This is a genomic window from Thermotoga sp. 2812B, assembly GCF_000789335.1.
Taxonomy (GTDB): domain Bacteria; phylum Thermotogota; class Thermotogae; order Thermotogales; family Thermotogaceae; genus Thermotoga; species Thermotoga maritima.
Map to the genome: position 1 here is coordinate 1,349,806 of NZ_CP003408.1, position 15,264 is coordinate 1,365,069.

Here is a 15,264-nt window from a genome sequence, read left to right on the forward strand (position 1 = left end):
GGAGGTGTTTTGAATGTCTCGACTTGCAAAAAAGCCCATAGTCTTACCACAGGGTGTTACGGTTGAAATAAAAGACAACATTGTTAAGGTGAAGGGACCAAAGGGAGAGCTCAGTCAGGAATTTCTCCCTTACGTGAAAATAGAAGTTGAAGGTAATGAAGTCTGGGTAAGACCCAACGAGAATCAGATTATAAGAAAATCTGACTGGAGAAAGATAAAGATGTTCCAGGGAACTTATTGGTCCCTCATTAGAAATATGGTTGTTGGTGTAACAGAGGGTTACAAGAAAGAGCTGGAGATCGTTGGAATTGGTTACAGGGCTCAGCTTCAGGGGAATACAGTAGTGATGAACCTTGGTTACGCTCATCCCGTTGTTTACGAGATACCCTCTGATGTGAAAATTGAAGTTCCAGCACCGAACAGGATAGTCGTTTCTGGCATCGATAAACAGAGGGTTGGACAGGTTGCCGCTGAGATCAGGGCATTCAGGCCGCCAAATGTCTACACCGGAAAAGGAATCAGGTACGTTGGTGAAGTGGTGAGACAGAAAGAAGGTAAGAAAGCATAAAGGGGGTAGCTGAAATGATAAAGAAGGAGTCAAAAAAAGAGCAGCGACTCAGAAGGCACAGAAGAGTTAGAAAAAAGGTATTCGGAACTCCTGAAAGACCAAGGCTATGTGTTTTCAGAAGCAATAAACACATATACGCACAGATCATAGATGACACTATAGGTCATACCCTTGTTTCCGCTTCTACTCTCGACCCCGAGCTGAGGGAAAAGCTTCAGAAAACGTGGAACGTAGAGGCAGCCAAAGAAGTAGGGCTTCTCATAGGAAAAAGGGCTCTCGAAAAGGGTATAAAGAAGGTCGTGTTCGATAGAGGCGGATATAAGTACCATGGTAGGGTTAAGGCACTGGCAGATGGAGCCAGAGAAGCTGGACTCGAATTCTGAAGGAGGGTGGTACTGTGGAAACACAGGGAGTTATGAAGGAAATACAGTATGAAGAATTCGAAGAGAAGATAATAGAAATAAGGAGAACCTCCAAAGTCACAAAGGGTGGTAAGAATCTGAGCTTCAGAGTTGTTGCCATAGTTGGAAACAAGAACGGTAAAGTGGGATTGGGAATAGGAAAGGCAAGAGAGGTTCCTGAAGCAATCAGAAAGGCCATATCGGCTGCAAAGCGAAACATCATAGAAGTTCCTGTGATCAACGGAACCATTCCACACGAAGTCGTAGGAAAACAGGACGCTTCCAAAGTGCTTTTGAGACCAGCCGCACCGGGTACAGGTATCATCGCCGGTGGTACTGTCCGAGCCGTTGTTGAGCTCGCAGGAATCCAGAACATACTCACGAAATCTCTCGGGTCCACCAATCCTTTGAACCTTGCTCTTGCAACGATGAACGGTTTGAAGAACCTTCTGGATCCAAGAAAAGTTGCAAAACTCAGGGACATATCGGTCGAAGAAGTGTTCAAAGGCGTGGGGAGGGAGAACAATGCCTAAGAAGCTGAAGATAAAACTGGTCAAGAGTCCCATTGGTTATTCCTGGGATCAAAAGGATACAGTGAAAAGACTTGGACTCAGGAAGCTCAACCAGGTGGTCGTAAAGGACGACTTGCCACAGATCAGGGGTATGATCAGAAAGGTGAAACATCTGGTAGAAGTAGAGGAGATCGAGGAAGGGGGTAACAACGCATGAGGCTTGAAGATCTGAGACCAACTCCTGGGGCGATGAAGAAGAGAAAGAGAGTCGGTAGGGGTCCCGGATCCGGGCACGGAAAAACCAGTGGAAGGGGACACAAAGGACAGAAAGCCAGGGGAAGTGGAAAGGTCCACATCTGGTTTGAGGGTGGACAAACTCCTCTGCACAGAAGACTTCCCAAGAGAGGATTCAACAATATAAACAAAAAAGTTTATGCAGTTGTTAATGTCAAAGTTCTCGAAGAAAGGTTCGAGGCCAACGAAGAAGTGACTCCAGAAAAACTCATCGAAAGAAAAATCATAAAAGATCTGAGAGATGGAGTAAAGATCCTCGGCGATGGAGAACTCACCAAACCACTAGTAGTCAAAGCACATGCTTTCAGTAAGAGCGCTGTAGAGAAGATAGAAAGTGCTGGTGGTAAGGCTGAGGTGATATAAAATGTGGCAAGCTTTCAAAAACGCTTTTAAAATACCAGAACTTCGCGACAGGATTATTTTCACACTCCTTGCTTTGATCGTTTTCAGGATGGGGATTTACATCCCCGTTCCTGGGTTGAACCTGGAAGCGTGGGGGGAAATCTTCAGGAGGATAGCAGAAACCGCTGGTGTCGCTGGAATTTTGAGTTTCTACGATGTGTTCACTGGAGGAGCTTTGAGTCAGTTCTCTGTTTTCACCATGAGTGTCACTCCATACATAACCGCGTCGATCATCCTTCAGCTTCTGGCATCTGTTATGCCTTCGCTCAAGGAGATGCTCAGAGAGGGTGAAGAGGGAAGAAAGAAGTTCGCAAAATACACAAGGCATCTCACACTCTTGATAGGTGGTTTTCAGGCTTTCTTTGTTTCCTTTTCGCTTGCAAGATCGAACCCGGACATGATAGCTCCCGGTGTTAATGTGCTCCAGTTCACCATTTTCTCCACCATATCCATGCTTGCCGGAACCATGTTTCTGCTCTGGCTCGGTGAAAGGATCACAGAAAAGGGTATAGGAAACGGTATTTCGATCCTGATCTTCGCGGGAATAGTGGCAAGATACCCAAGCTACATTAGACAGGCATATCTCGGTGGTCTGAATCTTTTGGAATGGATCTTTCTCATAGCTGTTGGCCTTATCACGATATTTGGAATCATACTCGTTCAGCAGGCAGAGAGAAGGATAACCATACAATACGCAAGAAGGGTCACAGGAAGGAGAGTGTATGGAGGAGCCAGCACGTATCTTCCTATAAAGGTGAACCAAGGTGGTGTGATCCCCATCATCTTTGCGAGTGCCATAGTTTCAATACCTTCTGCGATCGCTTCAATAACGAACAGTGGAACTCTTCAAAATCTCTTCAAAGCAGGTGGATTCCTCTACCTTCTCGTTTACGGATTGCTGGTGTTCTTCTTCACTTACTTCTATAGCGTTGTGATTTTCGATCCTAAGGAAATCTCTGAAAACATTCAGAAGTACGGAGGTTACATCCCGGGCTTGAGACCTGGAAGATCAACGGAGCAGTATCTCCACAGAGTTCTAAACAGAGTGACATTTATCGGAGCCGTCTTCCTCGTAGTCATAGCCCTTCTTCCCTACTTGGTTCAGGGAGCCATAAGAGTGAACGTCTGGATCGGAGGAACTTCTGCTTTGATCGCTGTGGGAGTCGCTCTTGACATCATTCAACAGATGGAAACCCATATGGTGATGAGACACTACGAAGGATTCATCAAAAAGGGTAGAATAAGGGGGAGAAGATGATGGCGTACCTTGTCTTTCTAGGACCTCCAGGTGCAGGAAAAGGAACCTACGCAAAGAGATTACAGGAAATAACGGGGATTCCTCATATATCCACCGGTGACATTTTCAGAGACATTGTAAAAAAGGAGAACGACGAACTTGGAAAGAAGATAAAGGAAATCATGGAGAAAGGGGAACTCGTTCCAGATGAACTTGTGAACGAAGTTGTGAAAAGAAGGCTCTCAGAAAAAGATTGCGAAAAAGGATTCATACTGGACGGTTATCCAAGAACTGTGGAACAGGCAGAATTCCTTGACGTCTTTTTGAAAACTCAAAACAAAGAGCTCACAGCCGCTATACTTTTCGAGGTTCCTGAGGAAGTGGTTGTTCAGAGGCTCACATCCAGAAGGATCTGTCCAAAGTGTGGAAGAATTTACAATTTGATTTCACTTCCTCCAAAAGAGGATGAACTGTGCGATGATTGTAAAGTGAAGCTCGTTCAGAGAGAAGACGACAAAGAGGAAACAGTGAGGCACAGGTACAAGGTTTATCTCGAAAAGACACAGCCGGTGATTGATTACTACGATAAAAAGGGTATTCTCAAACGAGTGGACGGTACCATAGGAATAGACAACGTGATCGCCGAAGTGTTGAAGATAGTAGGGTGGAGTGATAAATGATAAGGATAAAGACACCCTCTGAGATCGAGAAGATGAAAAAAGCAGGAAAAGCGGTTGCAACGGCTTTGAGGGAAGTTGGAAAAGTGATCGTTCCGGGGAAAACCGCATGGGACGTTGAAGTTCTTGTCCTGGAGATCTTCAAAAAACTCAGAGTCAAGCCGGCTTTCAAGGGATACGGTGGTTACAAGTACGCAACGTGTGTTTCCGTAAATGAGGAAGTGGTGCACGGTCTTCCCCTCAAGGAGAAAGTTTTCAAGGAAGGAGACATAGTCTCTGTAGATGTTGGAGCGGTGTATCAGGGACTTTACGGTGATGGAGCCGTCACATACATAGTTGGAGAAACTGATGAAAGAGGAAAAGAACTGGTGAGAGTAACAAGAGAGGCACTGGAAAAAGCTATAAAAATGATAAAACCCGGCATTAGGCTTGGAGATGTTTCGCATTGCATTCAGGAAACGGTTGAATCAGCAGGTTTCAATGTGATCAGGGATTATGTGGGTCATGGGGTGGGAAGAGAACTCCACGAAGATCCTCAAATTCCAAACTACGGAACGCCCGGAACGGGTGTGGTCTTAAGAAAAGGTATGACGCTGGCCATAGAACCTATGGTGAGTGAAGGAGACTGGAGAGTTGTTGTAAAAGGAGATGGATGGACAGCCGTTACTGTGGACGGTTCCAGATGCGCTCACTTCGAACACACGATTCTGGTAACAGAAAACGGGGTGGAGATATTGACCAAGGAGGGATGAAATGGGAAAGGAAGATGTCATCCGAATGGAAGGGACTATAATAGAGGCTTTACCTAACGCTATGTTTAGAGTAGAATTAGACAATGGGCACAAAGTGCTCGCTCACGTTTCTGGCAGAATGAGAAAAAATTTTATAAGATTGGTCCCCGGAGATCGGGTTATTGTTGAGCTCTCTGTGTACGATCTCACCCGAGGACGAATCGTTTATAGAAAAAAACCAGAGTAACGAAAGGAGTGGGAAAAATGAAAGTGCAGGCTTCTGTAAAGAAGAGATGTGAACACTGCAAAATAATCAGAAGAAAGAAGAGAGTCTATGTTATCTGCAAGGTTAACCCAAAACACAATCAGAAGCAAGGTTGAGGAGGAGGGAAATGAATGGCTCGTATCGTAGGTGTTGAGCTTCCAAACAACAAAAAGGTCTGGGTGGCGCTGACTTACATCTACGGAATTGGAAGGAGCAGATCCTTTGAAATTTTGAAAAACACTGGTATAGATCCGGAAAAAAGAGTGGGAGACCTCACCGATGAGGAGATCAGCAAAATCACCAAGTACATCCAGGATCACTTCAAGGTGGAAGGAGAACTCAGAAGCGAGGTTGAAAGAAACATCAGACGACTCATAGAGATAGGGTGTTACAGAGGTATCAGACACAAACTTGGGCTCCCTGTTAGAGGTCAAAAGACTCGATCAAACGCAAGGACAAGAAAAGGACCCAGACCGAGCAGAATAAAGACCAAAAAGAAGTCTTCATAATGTAAAGGAGGGAATTGAATGGCAAGAAAAAGAGGCAGCTCTTCAAGAAAACAGAAAAAAGTTAGCTTCGATTACGGAGTGGTGCATATAAAATCTACTTTCAACAACACCATAATCACTCTCACTGACAAAGACGGAAACACGCTCACCTGGGCCAGTGGAGGAACGGTAGGGTTCGAAGGAACAAGGAAGGGTACACCTTATGCCGCTCAGCTGGCAGCCGATAAGGTGGCACGAGAAGCCCTCAGAATGGGTATCAAAAAAGTCGATGTTCTTGTGAAAGGACCTGGTCCGGGAAGGGAACCTGCGATAAGAACGCTTCAAGGTGCAGGTCTTGAAATCAACCAGATAAAGGATGTCACCCCCATTCCGTTCAACGGTTGCAGACCCAAGAAGAGAAGAAGAGTGTGAGGAGGGAACAAAATGGCGAGATATACAGGGCCTCTTTGCAAGCTTTGCAGAAGAGAAGGTATGAAGCTGTATCTTAAAGGGGAAAGGTGCTACACCGATAAGTGCGCTTTTGACAGAAGACCTTACGCGCCGGGTCAGCACGGTCAGAGAAGAACCAAGCTCACGCAGTATGGTATACAGCTCAGGGCGAAACAAACTGTTAAGAGAATCTACGGCATACTCGAAAGACAGTTCGAAAGGTATGTGGAAAAGGCAATGCAAAAAGCGGGAGACACTCGAGAAAACTTGATCCAGATCCTTGAATCCAGGCTGGACAACGTCGTGTACAGGATGGGATTTGCTATAAACAGAAGACAGGCAAGACAGCTGGTTAATCACGGACACTTCCTTGTGAATGGAAAGAAAGTGAACATACCGAGTTACCTTCTAAGGCCAAACGATGTAGTTGAATTGAGAGAAAAAAGCAGAGACCTCGAAGTGATTAAAAAGGCTATAGAAGTTAATAAAGACAGAAGCGTTGTTCCTTGGATAGAGGTTGATTACGACAACTACAGAGGTACTTTCCTGAGATATCCAAGCCTTGAGGAAGTTACCGATCTTCCAGTCGATCTTCAGACCGTTATCGAATTCTACTCGAGGTGATGTGAATGATAGAATTTGTGATACCAAAAAAATTGAAGGTGGAAGAAGAGCGAGAAGAAAGAAATTATTACTACGCGAGATTCTCACTTTCTCCTCTTGAAAGAGGATACGCCATCACAATAGGAAACGCGTTGAGGAGGGTGCTTCTCTCCTCCATACCTTCGCTTGCAATCGTTGGAGTAAGGTTCATAAAACCCGAAAAGTATCACGAATACGATTACATTGAAGGAGTAAAAGAAGACATACTTGACATAATCCTGAACCTGAAGAAAGTTCAGTTTCGGGTCAACGTGGCTGTGAAAGGTACAATAAAGATGGAAGTAGAAAAGAAAGGACCGGGTGAACTCGTCGCGGGTGATATAAAGACACCGGCTGGTATCGAAGTAGCGAATCCGGATCTGCACATCGCTACTCTGAATTCCAAAGCGGATCTTTTCTTCGAAGTCTACGCAGAAGTGGGAAAGGGATTCGTTCCCGTGTCTGAGAGGGAAGAAAGGCCTGATGTGGGATGGATTCCAATAGATGGAGTTTTCAGTCCTGTGATCAAAGTGAACTTCCTGACAGAAAACGTTCGTGTTGGAAAAAGGACGGATTACGACAAACTCATTCTTGAAATCTGGACGAAAAAATCGATAAGGCCCGAGGAAGCTCTCAGAAAGGCTGCAGACATCCTGATAAATCATTTCAAAATCGTAACGGAGGGGCTGCCCGAACTGAAAATCTCTGAAGAATACATCATCACATCCGAGGAAGAAGAAACAGAAATTCCCGCTGTTGAGCATGAAGAAGAAAACAGGGAGAATCTGGATGTGTACAACCGAAAGATAGATGAACTCGAGCTTTCGGTTAGATCTCTCAACTGTTTGAAGAGAGCTAAAATAGAAACGATCGGAGACCTTTTGAGCAAAACAGAGGAAGAGCTTTTGAAGATAAAGAATTTTGGTCAGAAGTCTCTCGATGAGGTCAAGGAGAAACTGAAAGAAAAATTCGGTCTTGAGCTCAGGAAGGGGGAATGAAAGATGAGACACAGAGTGAAAAGACACAAGCTCGGAAGATATGGAAGCCATAGAAAAAGTCTCTTGAGAAATCTTTCAAGAGAGATCGTTGAACACGGCTCGATAGTTACCACAACAGCAAAAGCAAAAGCTCTGAAGACATTCATGGACAAACTTGTCAGCAAGGCCATAGAAGCCGCAACCACCGATGATAGAGCCAGGAGTGTTCACCTGAGAAGACAGATAAACGCTGTACTCGGAGACAGACGATTGACAAACAAACTTGTGGATGAAATAGCGAAGAACTACGTTGGAAGACGAGGTGGCTACGTTAGAGTGTTGAGAATAGGTTTTAGAAGGGGAGACGCCGCTGAAATGTCGCTTGTTCAGCTTGTGGAGGCATCCAGTCAGGAAGGCTGATGCCTCCTTTTTCTTTCCCGCCCCTGTTGCCTTCCATCAGTAGGAGGTGAAAAATTGACAGAAGAACAGAAAGCTATTAGCATATCAGAGCTGGAATCCATGAACATAAAACAGCTCTACGAGATAGCAAAATCCCTGGGTATTCCTAGATACACTTCTATGCGAAAAAGAGATTTGATTTTTGCCATTTTGAAAGCCCAAACCGAATCCACCGGTTATTTCTTCGGTGAAGGTGTGTTGGAAATTCATCCTGAGGGTTTTGGATTTCTCAGGAGGATAGAAGACAACCTTCTTCCGAGCAACGACGATATATACATATCCCCTTCTCAGATAAGGAAGTTCAACCTGAACACGGGAGATATAATTTCCGGGGTTATAAGAAAACCGAAAGAAGGGGAAAAGTATTTCGCCATGATAAAAATCGAAGCGATAAACTACCGTCCAGTCGAAGCGGTTAACGACAGAGTGAACTTCGACAACTTAACACCGGATTATCCCAGAGAACGCTTCATTCTTGAAACCGACCCGAAGATATATTCCACCAGATTGATAGATCTCTTTGCCCCCATTGGAAAAGGCCAGAGAGGAATGATAGTGGCTCCTCCGAAAGCTGGTAAAACGACCATCCTCAAAGAAATAGCGAACGGTATCGCTGAAAATCACCCGGATACCATAAGAATAATCTTGCTGATCGATGAAAGGCCGGAAGAAGTTACAGATATAAGAGAGTCAACGAACGCAATCGTCATAGCGGCTCCCTTCGACATGCCACCAGACAAACAGGTAAAGGTCGCCGAGCTCACCCTGGAAATGGCAAAGAGACTGGTGGAATTCAATTACGATGTTGTTATACTTCTTGACAGTCTGACAAGACTCGCTCGAGTGTACAACATAGTAGTTCCTCCCAGTGGGAAACTTCTGACGGGAGGTGTGGATCCAGCCGCACTTTACAAACCCAAGAGATTTTTTGGAGCGGCGAGAAACACCCGTGAAGGTGGAAGCCTCACGATCATCGCTACTGCTCTTGTGGAAACGGGTTCAAAGATGGACGAGGTCATATTCGAGGAATTCAAAGGAACAGGTAACATGGAACTGGTTCTTTCAAGACAGCTGGCGAACAAGAGAATCTTCCCAGCCATAAATCTTTTGCTCTCTGGGACAAGAAGAGAAGAGCTGTTACTCGACGAAGAAACTCTCAAGAAGGTGTGGCTCTTACGAAGAATGCTCTCTGCAATGACGGAAGAAGAGGGCTTGACGCTCATACTGAACAAACTTTCGGAAACATCGTCGAACGAAGAATTTCTGAAATTGATAGACAAGGAAAAAGCAAGATACTGAGCAGGAGGTGCCGAAGTTGAAGCTCATAGGAGTTGATCTTGGAGGAACTACCTTCTCGGTAGGACTCGTGAGTGAAGATGGGAAAATACTGAAGAAAGTGACTCGCGATACTCTCGTAGAGAACGGAAAAGAGGATGTGATAAAAAGAATCGCCGAAGCGATTCTGGAGGTATCTGATGGAGAAGAAACACCTTACGTTGGCATAGGATCTCCAGGTTCGATAGATAGAGAAAATGGGATCGTCAGATTCTCCCCTAATTTTCCAGACTGGCACAACGTTCCACTAACCGATGAACTGGCAAAGAGAACCGGGAAAAAGGTTTTTCTTGAAAACGATGCTAACGCGTTTGTTCTTGGAGAGAAGTGGTTCGGTGCCGGAAGAGGATACGATCACATAGTAGCTTTGACACTTGGAACTGGCATTGGCGGAGGGGTTGTCGCTCATGGACACCTTCTCACGGGAAAGAATGGAATAGGAGCGGAACTTGGACACGTTGTCGTTGAGCCCAATGGACCCATGTGCAACTGTGGCACAAGGGGCTGTCTTGAAGCTGTGGCATCCGCAACGGCGATAAGGAGGTTTCTCAGAGAGGGTTACAAGAAGTATCACAATTCACTGGTGTATAAACTTGCAAGTTCACCTGAAAAGGCGGATGCCAAACATCTCTTCGACGCTGCAAAGCAGGGAGATAGATTCGCTCTGATGATAAGAGACAGAGTGGTGGACGCCCTGGCACGAGCCGTAGCGGGCTACATACACATATTCAACCCGGAGATAGTGATCATAGGTGGAGGAATTTCAAGAGCGGGAGAGATTCTGTTTGGTCCCCTGAGAGAGAAAGTGGTGGACTACATCATGCCGTCCTTTGTAGGGACCTACGAAATAGTGGCGAGCCCTCTCGTCGAAGACGCCGGAATCCTCGGAGCGGCTTCCATAATAAAGGAGAGGATAGGGGGGTGAACTGATGAAGGTAAAGATTCTCGTTGACAGCACAGCCGATGTTCCTTTTTCCTGGATGGAAAAATACGATATGGACAGCATTCCACTGTACGTGGTGTGGGAAGACGGAAGATCCGAGCCTGACGAAAGAAAGCCGGAAGAGATAATGAACTTTTACAAGAGAATAAGAGAGGCAGGCAGTGTGCCAAAAACTTCCCAACCGAGTGTGGAGGATTTCAAGAAGAGATATCTGAAGTACAAAGAAGAGGGTTACGATGCTGTTCTGGTTCTCACTTTATCGTCGAAGCTTTCCGGAACTTACAATTCCGCCGTTCTCGCATCCAAGGAAGTGGACATACCCGTTTACGTTGTGGATACCCTTCTTGCTTCGGGTGCGATACCCCTTCCAGCTCGTGTGGCTCGTGAAATGCTCGAAAATGGTGCCACCATCGAGGAAGTACTGAAAAAACTCGATGAGAGAATGAAGAACAAAGACTTCAAAGCGATCTTCTATGTTTCAGATTTCGACTACCTTGTCAAGGGAGGAAGGGTGTCGAAGTTCCAGGGATTCGTGGGAAATCTTCTCAAGATAAGAGTGTGTCTTCACATAGAGAACGGTGAGCTCATCCCTTACAGAAAGGTCAGAGGAGACAAGAAGGCGATAGAAGCCCTCATAGAAAAACTGCGTGAGGATACTCCTGAAGGTTCGAAACTGAGAGTGATAGGCGTTCACGCGGACAACGAGGCCGGAGTCGTGGAGCTTTTGAACGCTCTCAGAAGAAGTTACGAGGTTGTCGACGAGATCATATCGCCGATGGGAAAGGTGATCACGACTCATGTGGGACCCGGGACGGTTGGGTTTGGAATCGAGGTTTTAGAGCGAAAAAGATGAAAACACCGACGAACACGAGTATGTCTCCCACACTTATAACGAACTTCCTTCCCCACGGAAGATAAACTGGTATGTAGTCTGCGAGGAAAGTTTTCCAGGAAAATTCAGTGAATGCAATGTGTTTGAAATCGAGATCCAGATTGAGAAGTTTAAGGGTGGGCTCCCATACTGGCATCCTTCCACCGTTGACGCTCATGGTGAAGCCGTTCAGAACAGCACCGACTGCCATCGGTTTGAAGCCGGGAATATCTCTGTTCCAGATAAAGAAAAGAAAGAGCATCACAAACGATAGGGGAACGAGAATTTCCTTCCATGGAAGAAGCTGAAGCACAAAAGGAACGGCGAATAGATAGAGCCCTTTGTAGTTGTATTTCAAAACGTTTTTGATGTTTCCCGTCAGTATCGAAAGAAGCAAAGCTATAAGAAAAACATCGATCATCATGTTTCTTCTTCCTCCTTTTCTTTTTCGAGGATCTCAAAGAGCAGATCGACGAGTCTGGGATCGAGAACGGTTCCCTTCATGTTTTTCATCATGATTTCCTTTGCCTCTTCGTGACTGAGTGCTTTTCTGTAAGGTCTGTCACTTGTGAGCGCTTCGTACACATCGGCAACGGATATTATCCTGGAAGGCAGAGGGATCTCTTCTCCTCTCAGACCATCGGGATATCCTTTCCCGTCCCACCTTTCATGGTGGTGCCTTACCCATTTGCTCTCTCTGTTGTTGAATATGTCAACTTCCCTCAGTATGTCTTCACCCATGATAGGGTGGTTTTTCACCATCATCATTTCTTCTTTTGAGAGGATGGTGGGCTTCTTCAGAATGTGGTCTGGAATTCCTATTTTTCCTATGTCGTGCAGGAAAGCGGCGTTGTAGATTCTTTCAACCATCTTCGGTGAAAATCCAAGTCTTTTGGCCATTTTCTTTGCAAGTTCTGCCACTTTCTCGCTGTGACCGCGGGTGTATTCATCTTTTTCTTCAAGACTCTTTGCAAGGAGTTTCAGGTGTTCCAGTTTTGCTTCGTAGTACTTGTACCTGTAGTAGTTTCCTACCTGAATGGAAAGAACGGCTGCCAGAGATACGGGAATGGCTACGAACCCGATGTACTGATAAAGAATGTAAATGACTGCTATGACAGGTATCATGAGGGCCATGCTCGTGACAGGACCTGACAGAACCTTGGAAGCGGTTTCACGGATATCACCTTTGGTGAGGATGTAAACTCCAAAAAACACAAAGACGTTGTTGATTAGAAAATAGACAACGGTACTCAGTAGAATAGCGAGAATATTTTGAAAGGTGTTTGTTCCGGATAGACGGTGGAAGAGGAGGCTTGTTATATAAGTGGTCACAGCCAGCTGAGAGAAATTGAAAATATAGCGGCTGACAGGATAACGCTCTCCGAAGAAGAGCTTTATCATCTTGAAGGTAATAGCCGATGATGCTGCCACAAGGGAAGCTTCTAACGGATTCAAAAGAGCTGCCGTGAAGATGTTTACAATGAAAACAGCAGAAGTTTCCACTTTTCCCCGTGTGAATTCAAGAGTTTTTATATTGACAGCATCAAAAAACAGGTTTGTGAGAAAAAAGAGAATTATCAAACCCCAGTTGTGAGGACTCTGAAAAAGATTCTCCAGGTCCGGAAAGAATAAGAACAAGAACCCCATGAGTATTAGAAAAGAATAGATAAGGAAATTTTTTTCAGCCAAGTCCTTTTTCTCTCTCATATACTCACTCCTTGTGAGGGATACGAGGGCAGGGGACAATTATACGCTGAGTATTTAATGCCAAACTTTTACCAGATTTTGTTAGCCCCAACAACTGCCATCAGTGTTCCGAGCAGGCTCCCAAGAACGAGGACTATTTTCATGAGCTTTCTCATGGCTTTCCCCCCTTTCATTGCTTTATCTCAGAGCTTCGCTCGTTACCGGATCTCCGCTGACCACATCTCGTACCTCTCCGCTCAAAAATTGTCCCCCCTGCCCTCACAACATATTTTATCAATTTTCTTTCAGTAACGTTGATATCAAATCCAGAAGTTCACTTATTCCTTCCCCAGTGACTGATGATGTCGGTATGATCGTGTACTCCCCGTATCTTGAGAACACTTTTCGATGCTCTTCGAGTTTTTTTGCTCTCTCTGACATCTTCACTTTATCCATCTTGGTGAGAACTATGGTGAACGGTATGTTCAGGCTTTTCATCCACTCTATCATCATGAAGTCGCTGTCCTGAGGTGGAATCCTTCCATCCACGAGGAGAAAGACCATCTGAAGGGACCATCTGTTCTTGAAATAGTCCTCCACGAGTCGCTTCCAGAGCATTCGTTCTTTCTTGGAAACTTTCGCGTACCCATATCCCGGAAGATCCACGAAGTAGTATTTTGAGTTGACAAGATAGAAATTTATCGATCTCGTCTTTCCGGGAGTTTTGCTCACAAAAGCGACCTTTCTGTTGAACAGCGCATTGAGAAGAGAAGATTTACCCACGTTCGATCTTCCAACGAAAGCGACCTCACCTTTCAAGGGAGGAGGATAGTCACCTGGAGTTCTGGCTATTTTAACCAGTTCTACATCTCTGATAATCATATTTTCTCACCCTTTTTCATGCTAACATACGAGTAAGGAGGGATGCAAGTTGAAGGGATACATCCACGTTTACACGGGCAACGGAAAAGGAAAGACAACGGCAGCGCTCGGACTCGCAACAAGAGCAGCGTGTGCAGGCTTGAAGGTGTTCTTTGGACAGTTTCTGAAGGGAAGAGAAACTTCTGAGCTCAAAATAAGCGAATTCCTCCCAAACTTTGAAATCGTTCAGTATGGAACACCTGAGTTCATCGTGGGAAATCCTTCGGAAGAACAGATAAAAAAGGCAAAAGGCGGTCTTGCCGATGCGAAAGAAAGGCTCGTCTCTGAAAAATACGATGTGGTTGTACTGGACGAACTCTGTGTGGCCATGCATCTTGGACTTTTCTCAAAGGAGGAGATAGAAGATCTTCTGAACGTCAAGCCAGAAAATGTGGAGCTCGTGATAACGGGAAGATACGCTCCTGAGTGGTTGATAGAGAAGGCCGATCTTGTCACAGAAATGAAAGAGGTAAAACATTACTACCAGAAGGGAGTTGTAGCAAGGAAGGGAATCGAGTATTAGGAGGTGTTCCTGTGATCATAGAAAGTAGGATAGAAAAAGGAAAGCCCGTTGTAGGAATGGAAACCACAGTGTTTGTTCATGGACTGCCCAGAAAGGAAGCCATAGAGTTGTTCAGAAGGGCGAAAGAGATATCCAGAGAAAAAGGGTTCCAGCTTGCGGTTATAGGCATCCTGAAGGGAAAGATCGTCGCTGGCATGAGTGAAGAAGAACTCGAGGCGATGATGAGAGAAGGCGCCGATAAGGTAGGCACTCGAGAAATTCCCATTGTGGTGGCTGAGGGAAAAAACGCTGCGACTACTGTGAGTGCCACCATCTTTCTCTCCAGACGAATCGGAATAGAGGTCGTTGTAACCGGAGGAACTGGGGGCGTTCATCCCGGACGTGTGGACGTTTCTCAGGATCTCACCGAGATGTCTTCTTCACGCGCTATTCTCGTATCCAGCGGGATAAAGTCCATTCTTGATGTGGAAGCAACTTTCGAGATGCTTGAAACTTTAGAGATTCCTCTGATTGGTTTCAGAACGGACGAGTTCCCATTGTTTTTCTCGAGGAAAAGCGGCCGAAGGGTTCCAAGGGTAGAAAATGTAGAGGAAGTCCTGAAGATCTACGAAACCATGAAAGAAATAGAACTTGAGAAAACCCTCATGGTGCTGAATCCCGTGCCAGAGGAGTACGAAGTACCGCACGATGAAATAGAACGTCTTCTTGAAAAGATCGAGCTGGAGGTTGAAGGAAAAGAAGTGACTCCTTTTCTTCTCAAAAAGCTCGTGGAGATGACAAACGGAAGAACTCTGAAGGCGAATCTTGCTCTTCTCGAAGAAAACGTGAAACTCGCAGGAGAGATTGCGGTAAAACTCAAACGCTCGTGAGTATGATATACTA

The 15,264-nt window shown here is 45.3% G+C and carries 23 protein-coding genes; 20 read left to right on the plus strand and 3 right to left on the minus strand.

Annotation, left to right across the window (positions count from 1 at the left end; genetic code table 11):
* The first annotated feature begins 13 nt into the window (after window positions 1–13).
* The 18 genes from rplF to T2812B_RS06985 are packed head-to-tail and all read left to right on the plus strand — an operon-like array spanning window position 14 to window position 11,234.
* On the plus strand, window positions 14–568 hold the full coding sequence (gene rplF / locus T2812B_RS06900) for a 50S ribosomal protein L6 (protein ID WP_008195023.1): 555 nt from the start codon (window positions 14–16) through the stop codon (window positions 566–568).
* Window positions 569–582: 14 nt separating this feature from the next.
* Window positions 583–951, plus strand: a complete 369-nt coding sequence (rplR, locus tag T2812B_RS06905) for a 50S ribosomal protein L18 (RefSeq protein ID WP_004081803.1) — start codon at window positions 583–585, stop codon at window positions 949–951.
* A gap of 32 nt (window positions 952–983) precedes the next feature.
* Complete coding sequence (rpsE, locus tag T2812B_RS06910) at window positions 984–1,502, plus strand: 30S ribosomal protein S5 (protein WP_038051061.1); 519 nt, start codon at window positions 984–986, stop codon at window positions 1,500–1,502.
* Window positions 1,495–1,698: a 50S ribosomal protein L30 gene (gene rpmD, locus T2812B_RS06915; protein ID WP_008195028.1), complete on the plus strand. Its 204-nt coding sequence runs from the start codon at window positions 1,495–1,497 to the stop codon at window positions 1,696–1,698. The genes rpsE and rpmD overlap by 8 nt, the downstream gene beginning before the upstream one ends.
* Window positions 1,695–2,138, plus strand: coding sequence for a 50S ribosomal protein L15 (gene rplO, locus T2812B_RS06920; RefSeq protein ID WP_008195030.1), 444 nt, complete (start codon window positions 1,695–1,697; stop codon window positions 2,136–2,138). Before rpmD ends, rplO begins: the two co-directional genes overlap by 4 nt.
* A gap of 1 nt (window position 2,139) precedes the next feature.
* Window positions 2,140–3,435: a preprotein translocase subunit SecY gene (gene secY / locus T2812B_RS06925; RefSeq protein WP_008195033.1), complete on the plus strand. Its 1,296-nt coding sequence runs from the start codon at window positions 2,140–2,142 to the stop codon at window positions 3,433–3,435.
* Window positions 3,432–4,094: an adenylate kinase gene (locus T2812B_RS06930; protein ID WP_008195035.1), complete on the plus strand. Its 663-nt coding sequence runs from the start codon at window positions 3,432–3,434 to the stop codon at window positions 4,092–4,094. The genes secY and T2812B_RS06930 overlap by 4 nt, the downstream gene beginning before the upstream one ends.
* Entirely contained in the window at window positions 4,091–4,843 is a 753-nt protein-coding gene (map, locus tag T2812B_RS06935; RefSeq protein ID WP_008195037.1) for a type I methionyl aminopeptidase, read from the plus strand. The genes T2812B_RS06930 and map overlap by 4 nt, the downstream gene beginning before the upstream one ends.
* 1 nt (window position 4,844) lies before the next feature.
* Entirely contained in the window at window positions 4,845–5,069 is a 225-nt protein-coding gene (infA, locus tag T2812B_RS06940) for a translation initiation factor IF-1 (protein WP_004081789.1), read from the plus strand.
* A 17-nt stretch (window positions 5,070–5,086) separates the two neighbouring features.
* Window positions 5,087–5,203, plus strand: coding sequence for a 50S ribosomal protein L36 (gene rpmJ / locus T2812B_RS06945; protein ID WP_004081787.1), 117 nt, complete (start codon window positions 5,087–5,089; stop codon window positions 5,201–5,203).
* A 15-nt stretch (window positions 5,204–5,218) separates the two neighbouring features.
* Window positions 5,219–5,596, plus strand: coding sequence for a 30S ribosomal protein S13 (gene rpsM / locus T2812B_RS06950; RefSeq protein WP_004081785.1), 378 nt, complete (start codon window positions 5,219–5,221; stop codon window positions 5,594–5,596).
* Between the two features lie 18 nt (window positions 5,597–5,614).
* A complete protein-coding gene (gene rpsK, locus T2812B_RS06955; protein WP_008195042.1) occupies window positions 5,615–6,007 on the plus strand; it encodes a 30S ribosomal protein S11 in 393 nt (130 codons plus the stop codon).
* A 12-nt stretch (window positions 6,008–6,019) separates the two neighbouring features.
* Window positions 6,020–6,649, plus strand: coding sequence for a 30S ribosomal protein S4 (rpsD, locus tag T2812B_RS06960; protein WP_008195044.1), 630 nt, complete (start codon window positions 6,020–6,022; stop codon window positions 6,647–6,649).
* Between the two features lie 5 nt (window positions 6,650–6,654).
* Window positions 6,655–7,665 carry a DNA-directed RNA polymerase subunit alpha gene (locus T2812B_RS06965; protein ID WP_008195046.1) on the plus strand — a complete coding sequence of 337 codons (1,011 nt, stop codon included), beginning with the start codon at window positions 6,655–6,657 and terminating at the stop codon, window positions 7,663–7,665.
* A 3-nt stretch (window positions 7,666–7,668) separates the two neighbouring features.
* Window positions 7,669–8,064 (plus strand): 50S ribosomal protein L17, encoded by a 396-nt coding sequence (gene rplQ, locus T2812B_RS06970; protein WP_004081777.1) that lies wholly within the window; start codon window positions 7,669–7,671, stop codon window positions 8,062–8,064.
* A gap of 54 nt (window positions 8,065–8,118) precedes the next feature.
* Window positions 8,119–9,402: a transcription termination factor Rho gene (gene rho, locus T2812B_RS06975; RefSeq protein WP_008195048.1), complete on the plus strand. Its 1,284-nt coding sequence runs from the start codon at window positions 8,119–8,121 to the stop codon at window positions 9,400–9,402.
* Between the two features lie 16 nt (window positions 9,403–9,418).
* Entirely contained in the window at window positions 9,419–10,363 is a 945-nt protein-coding gene (locus tag T2812B_RS06980; protein WP_008195050.1) for an ROK family protein, read from the plus strand.
* A 4-nt stretch (window positions 10,364–10,367) separates the two neighbouring features.
* Window positions 10,368–11,234: a DegV family protein gene (locus tag T2812B_RS06985; RefSeq protein WP_008195052.1), complete on the plus strand. Its 867-nt coding sequence runs from the start codon at window positions 10,368–10,370 to the stop codon at window positions 11,232–11,234.
* On the opposite strand, the gene T2812B_RS06990 is transcribed toward T2812B_RS06985, so the two are convergent.
* The 3 genes from T2812B_RS06990 to yihA form a co-directional block, all read right to left on the minus strand.
* Complete coding sequence (locus T2812B_RS06990; protein WP_008195054.1) at window positions 11,170–11,676, minus strand: DUF5317 domain-containing protein; 507 nt, start codon at window positions 11,674–11,676, stop codon at window positions 11,170–11,172. The two genes, T2812B_RS06985 and T2812B_RS06990, sit on opposite strands and share 65 nt — an antisense overlap.
* A complete protein-coding gene (locus tag T2812B_RS06995; RefSeq protein ID WP_008195056.1) occupies window positions 11,673–12,959 on the minus strand; it encodes an HD-GYP domain-containing protein in 1,287 nt (428 codons plus the stop codon). The genes T2812B_RS06990 and T2812B_RS06995 overlap by 4 nt, the downstream gene beginning before the upstream one ends.
* A 273-nt stretch (window positions 12,960–13,232) precedes the next feature.
* Window positions 13,233–13,820, minus strand: coding sequence for a ribosome biogenesis GTP-binding protein YihA/YsxC (yihA, locus tag T2812B_RS07000; protein ID WP_008195058.1), 588 nt, complete (start codon window positions 13,818–13,820; stop codon window positions 13,233–13,235).
* Window positions 13,821–13,869: 49 nt separating this feature from the next.
* Here yihA and cobO point away from each other — a divergent pair, with 49 nt between their 5' ends.
* Both cobO and psuG read left to right on the plus strand, forming a co-directional pair.
* Complete coding sequence (gene cobO / locus T2812B_RS07005; protein ID WP_008195060.1) at window positions 13,870–14,382, plus strand: cob(I)yrinic acid a,c-diamide adenosyltransferase; 513 nt, start codon at window positions 13,870–13,872, stop codon at window positions 14,380–14,382.
* A gap of 11 nt (window positions 14,383–14,393) precedes the next feature.
* Entirely contained in the window at window positions 14,394–15,251 is an 858-nt protein-coding gene (psuG, locus tag T2812B_RS07010; protein ID WP_008195064.1) for a pseudouridine-5'-phosphate glycosidase, read from the plus strand.
* Window positions 15,252–15,264 lie beyond the last annotated feature (13 nt).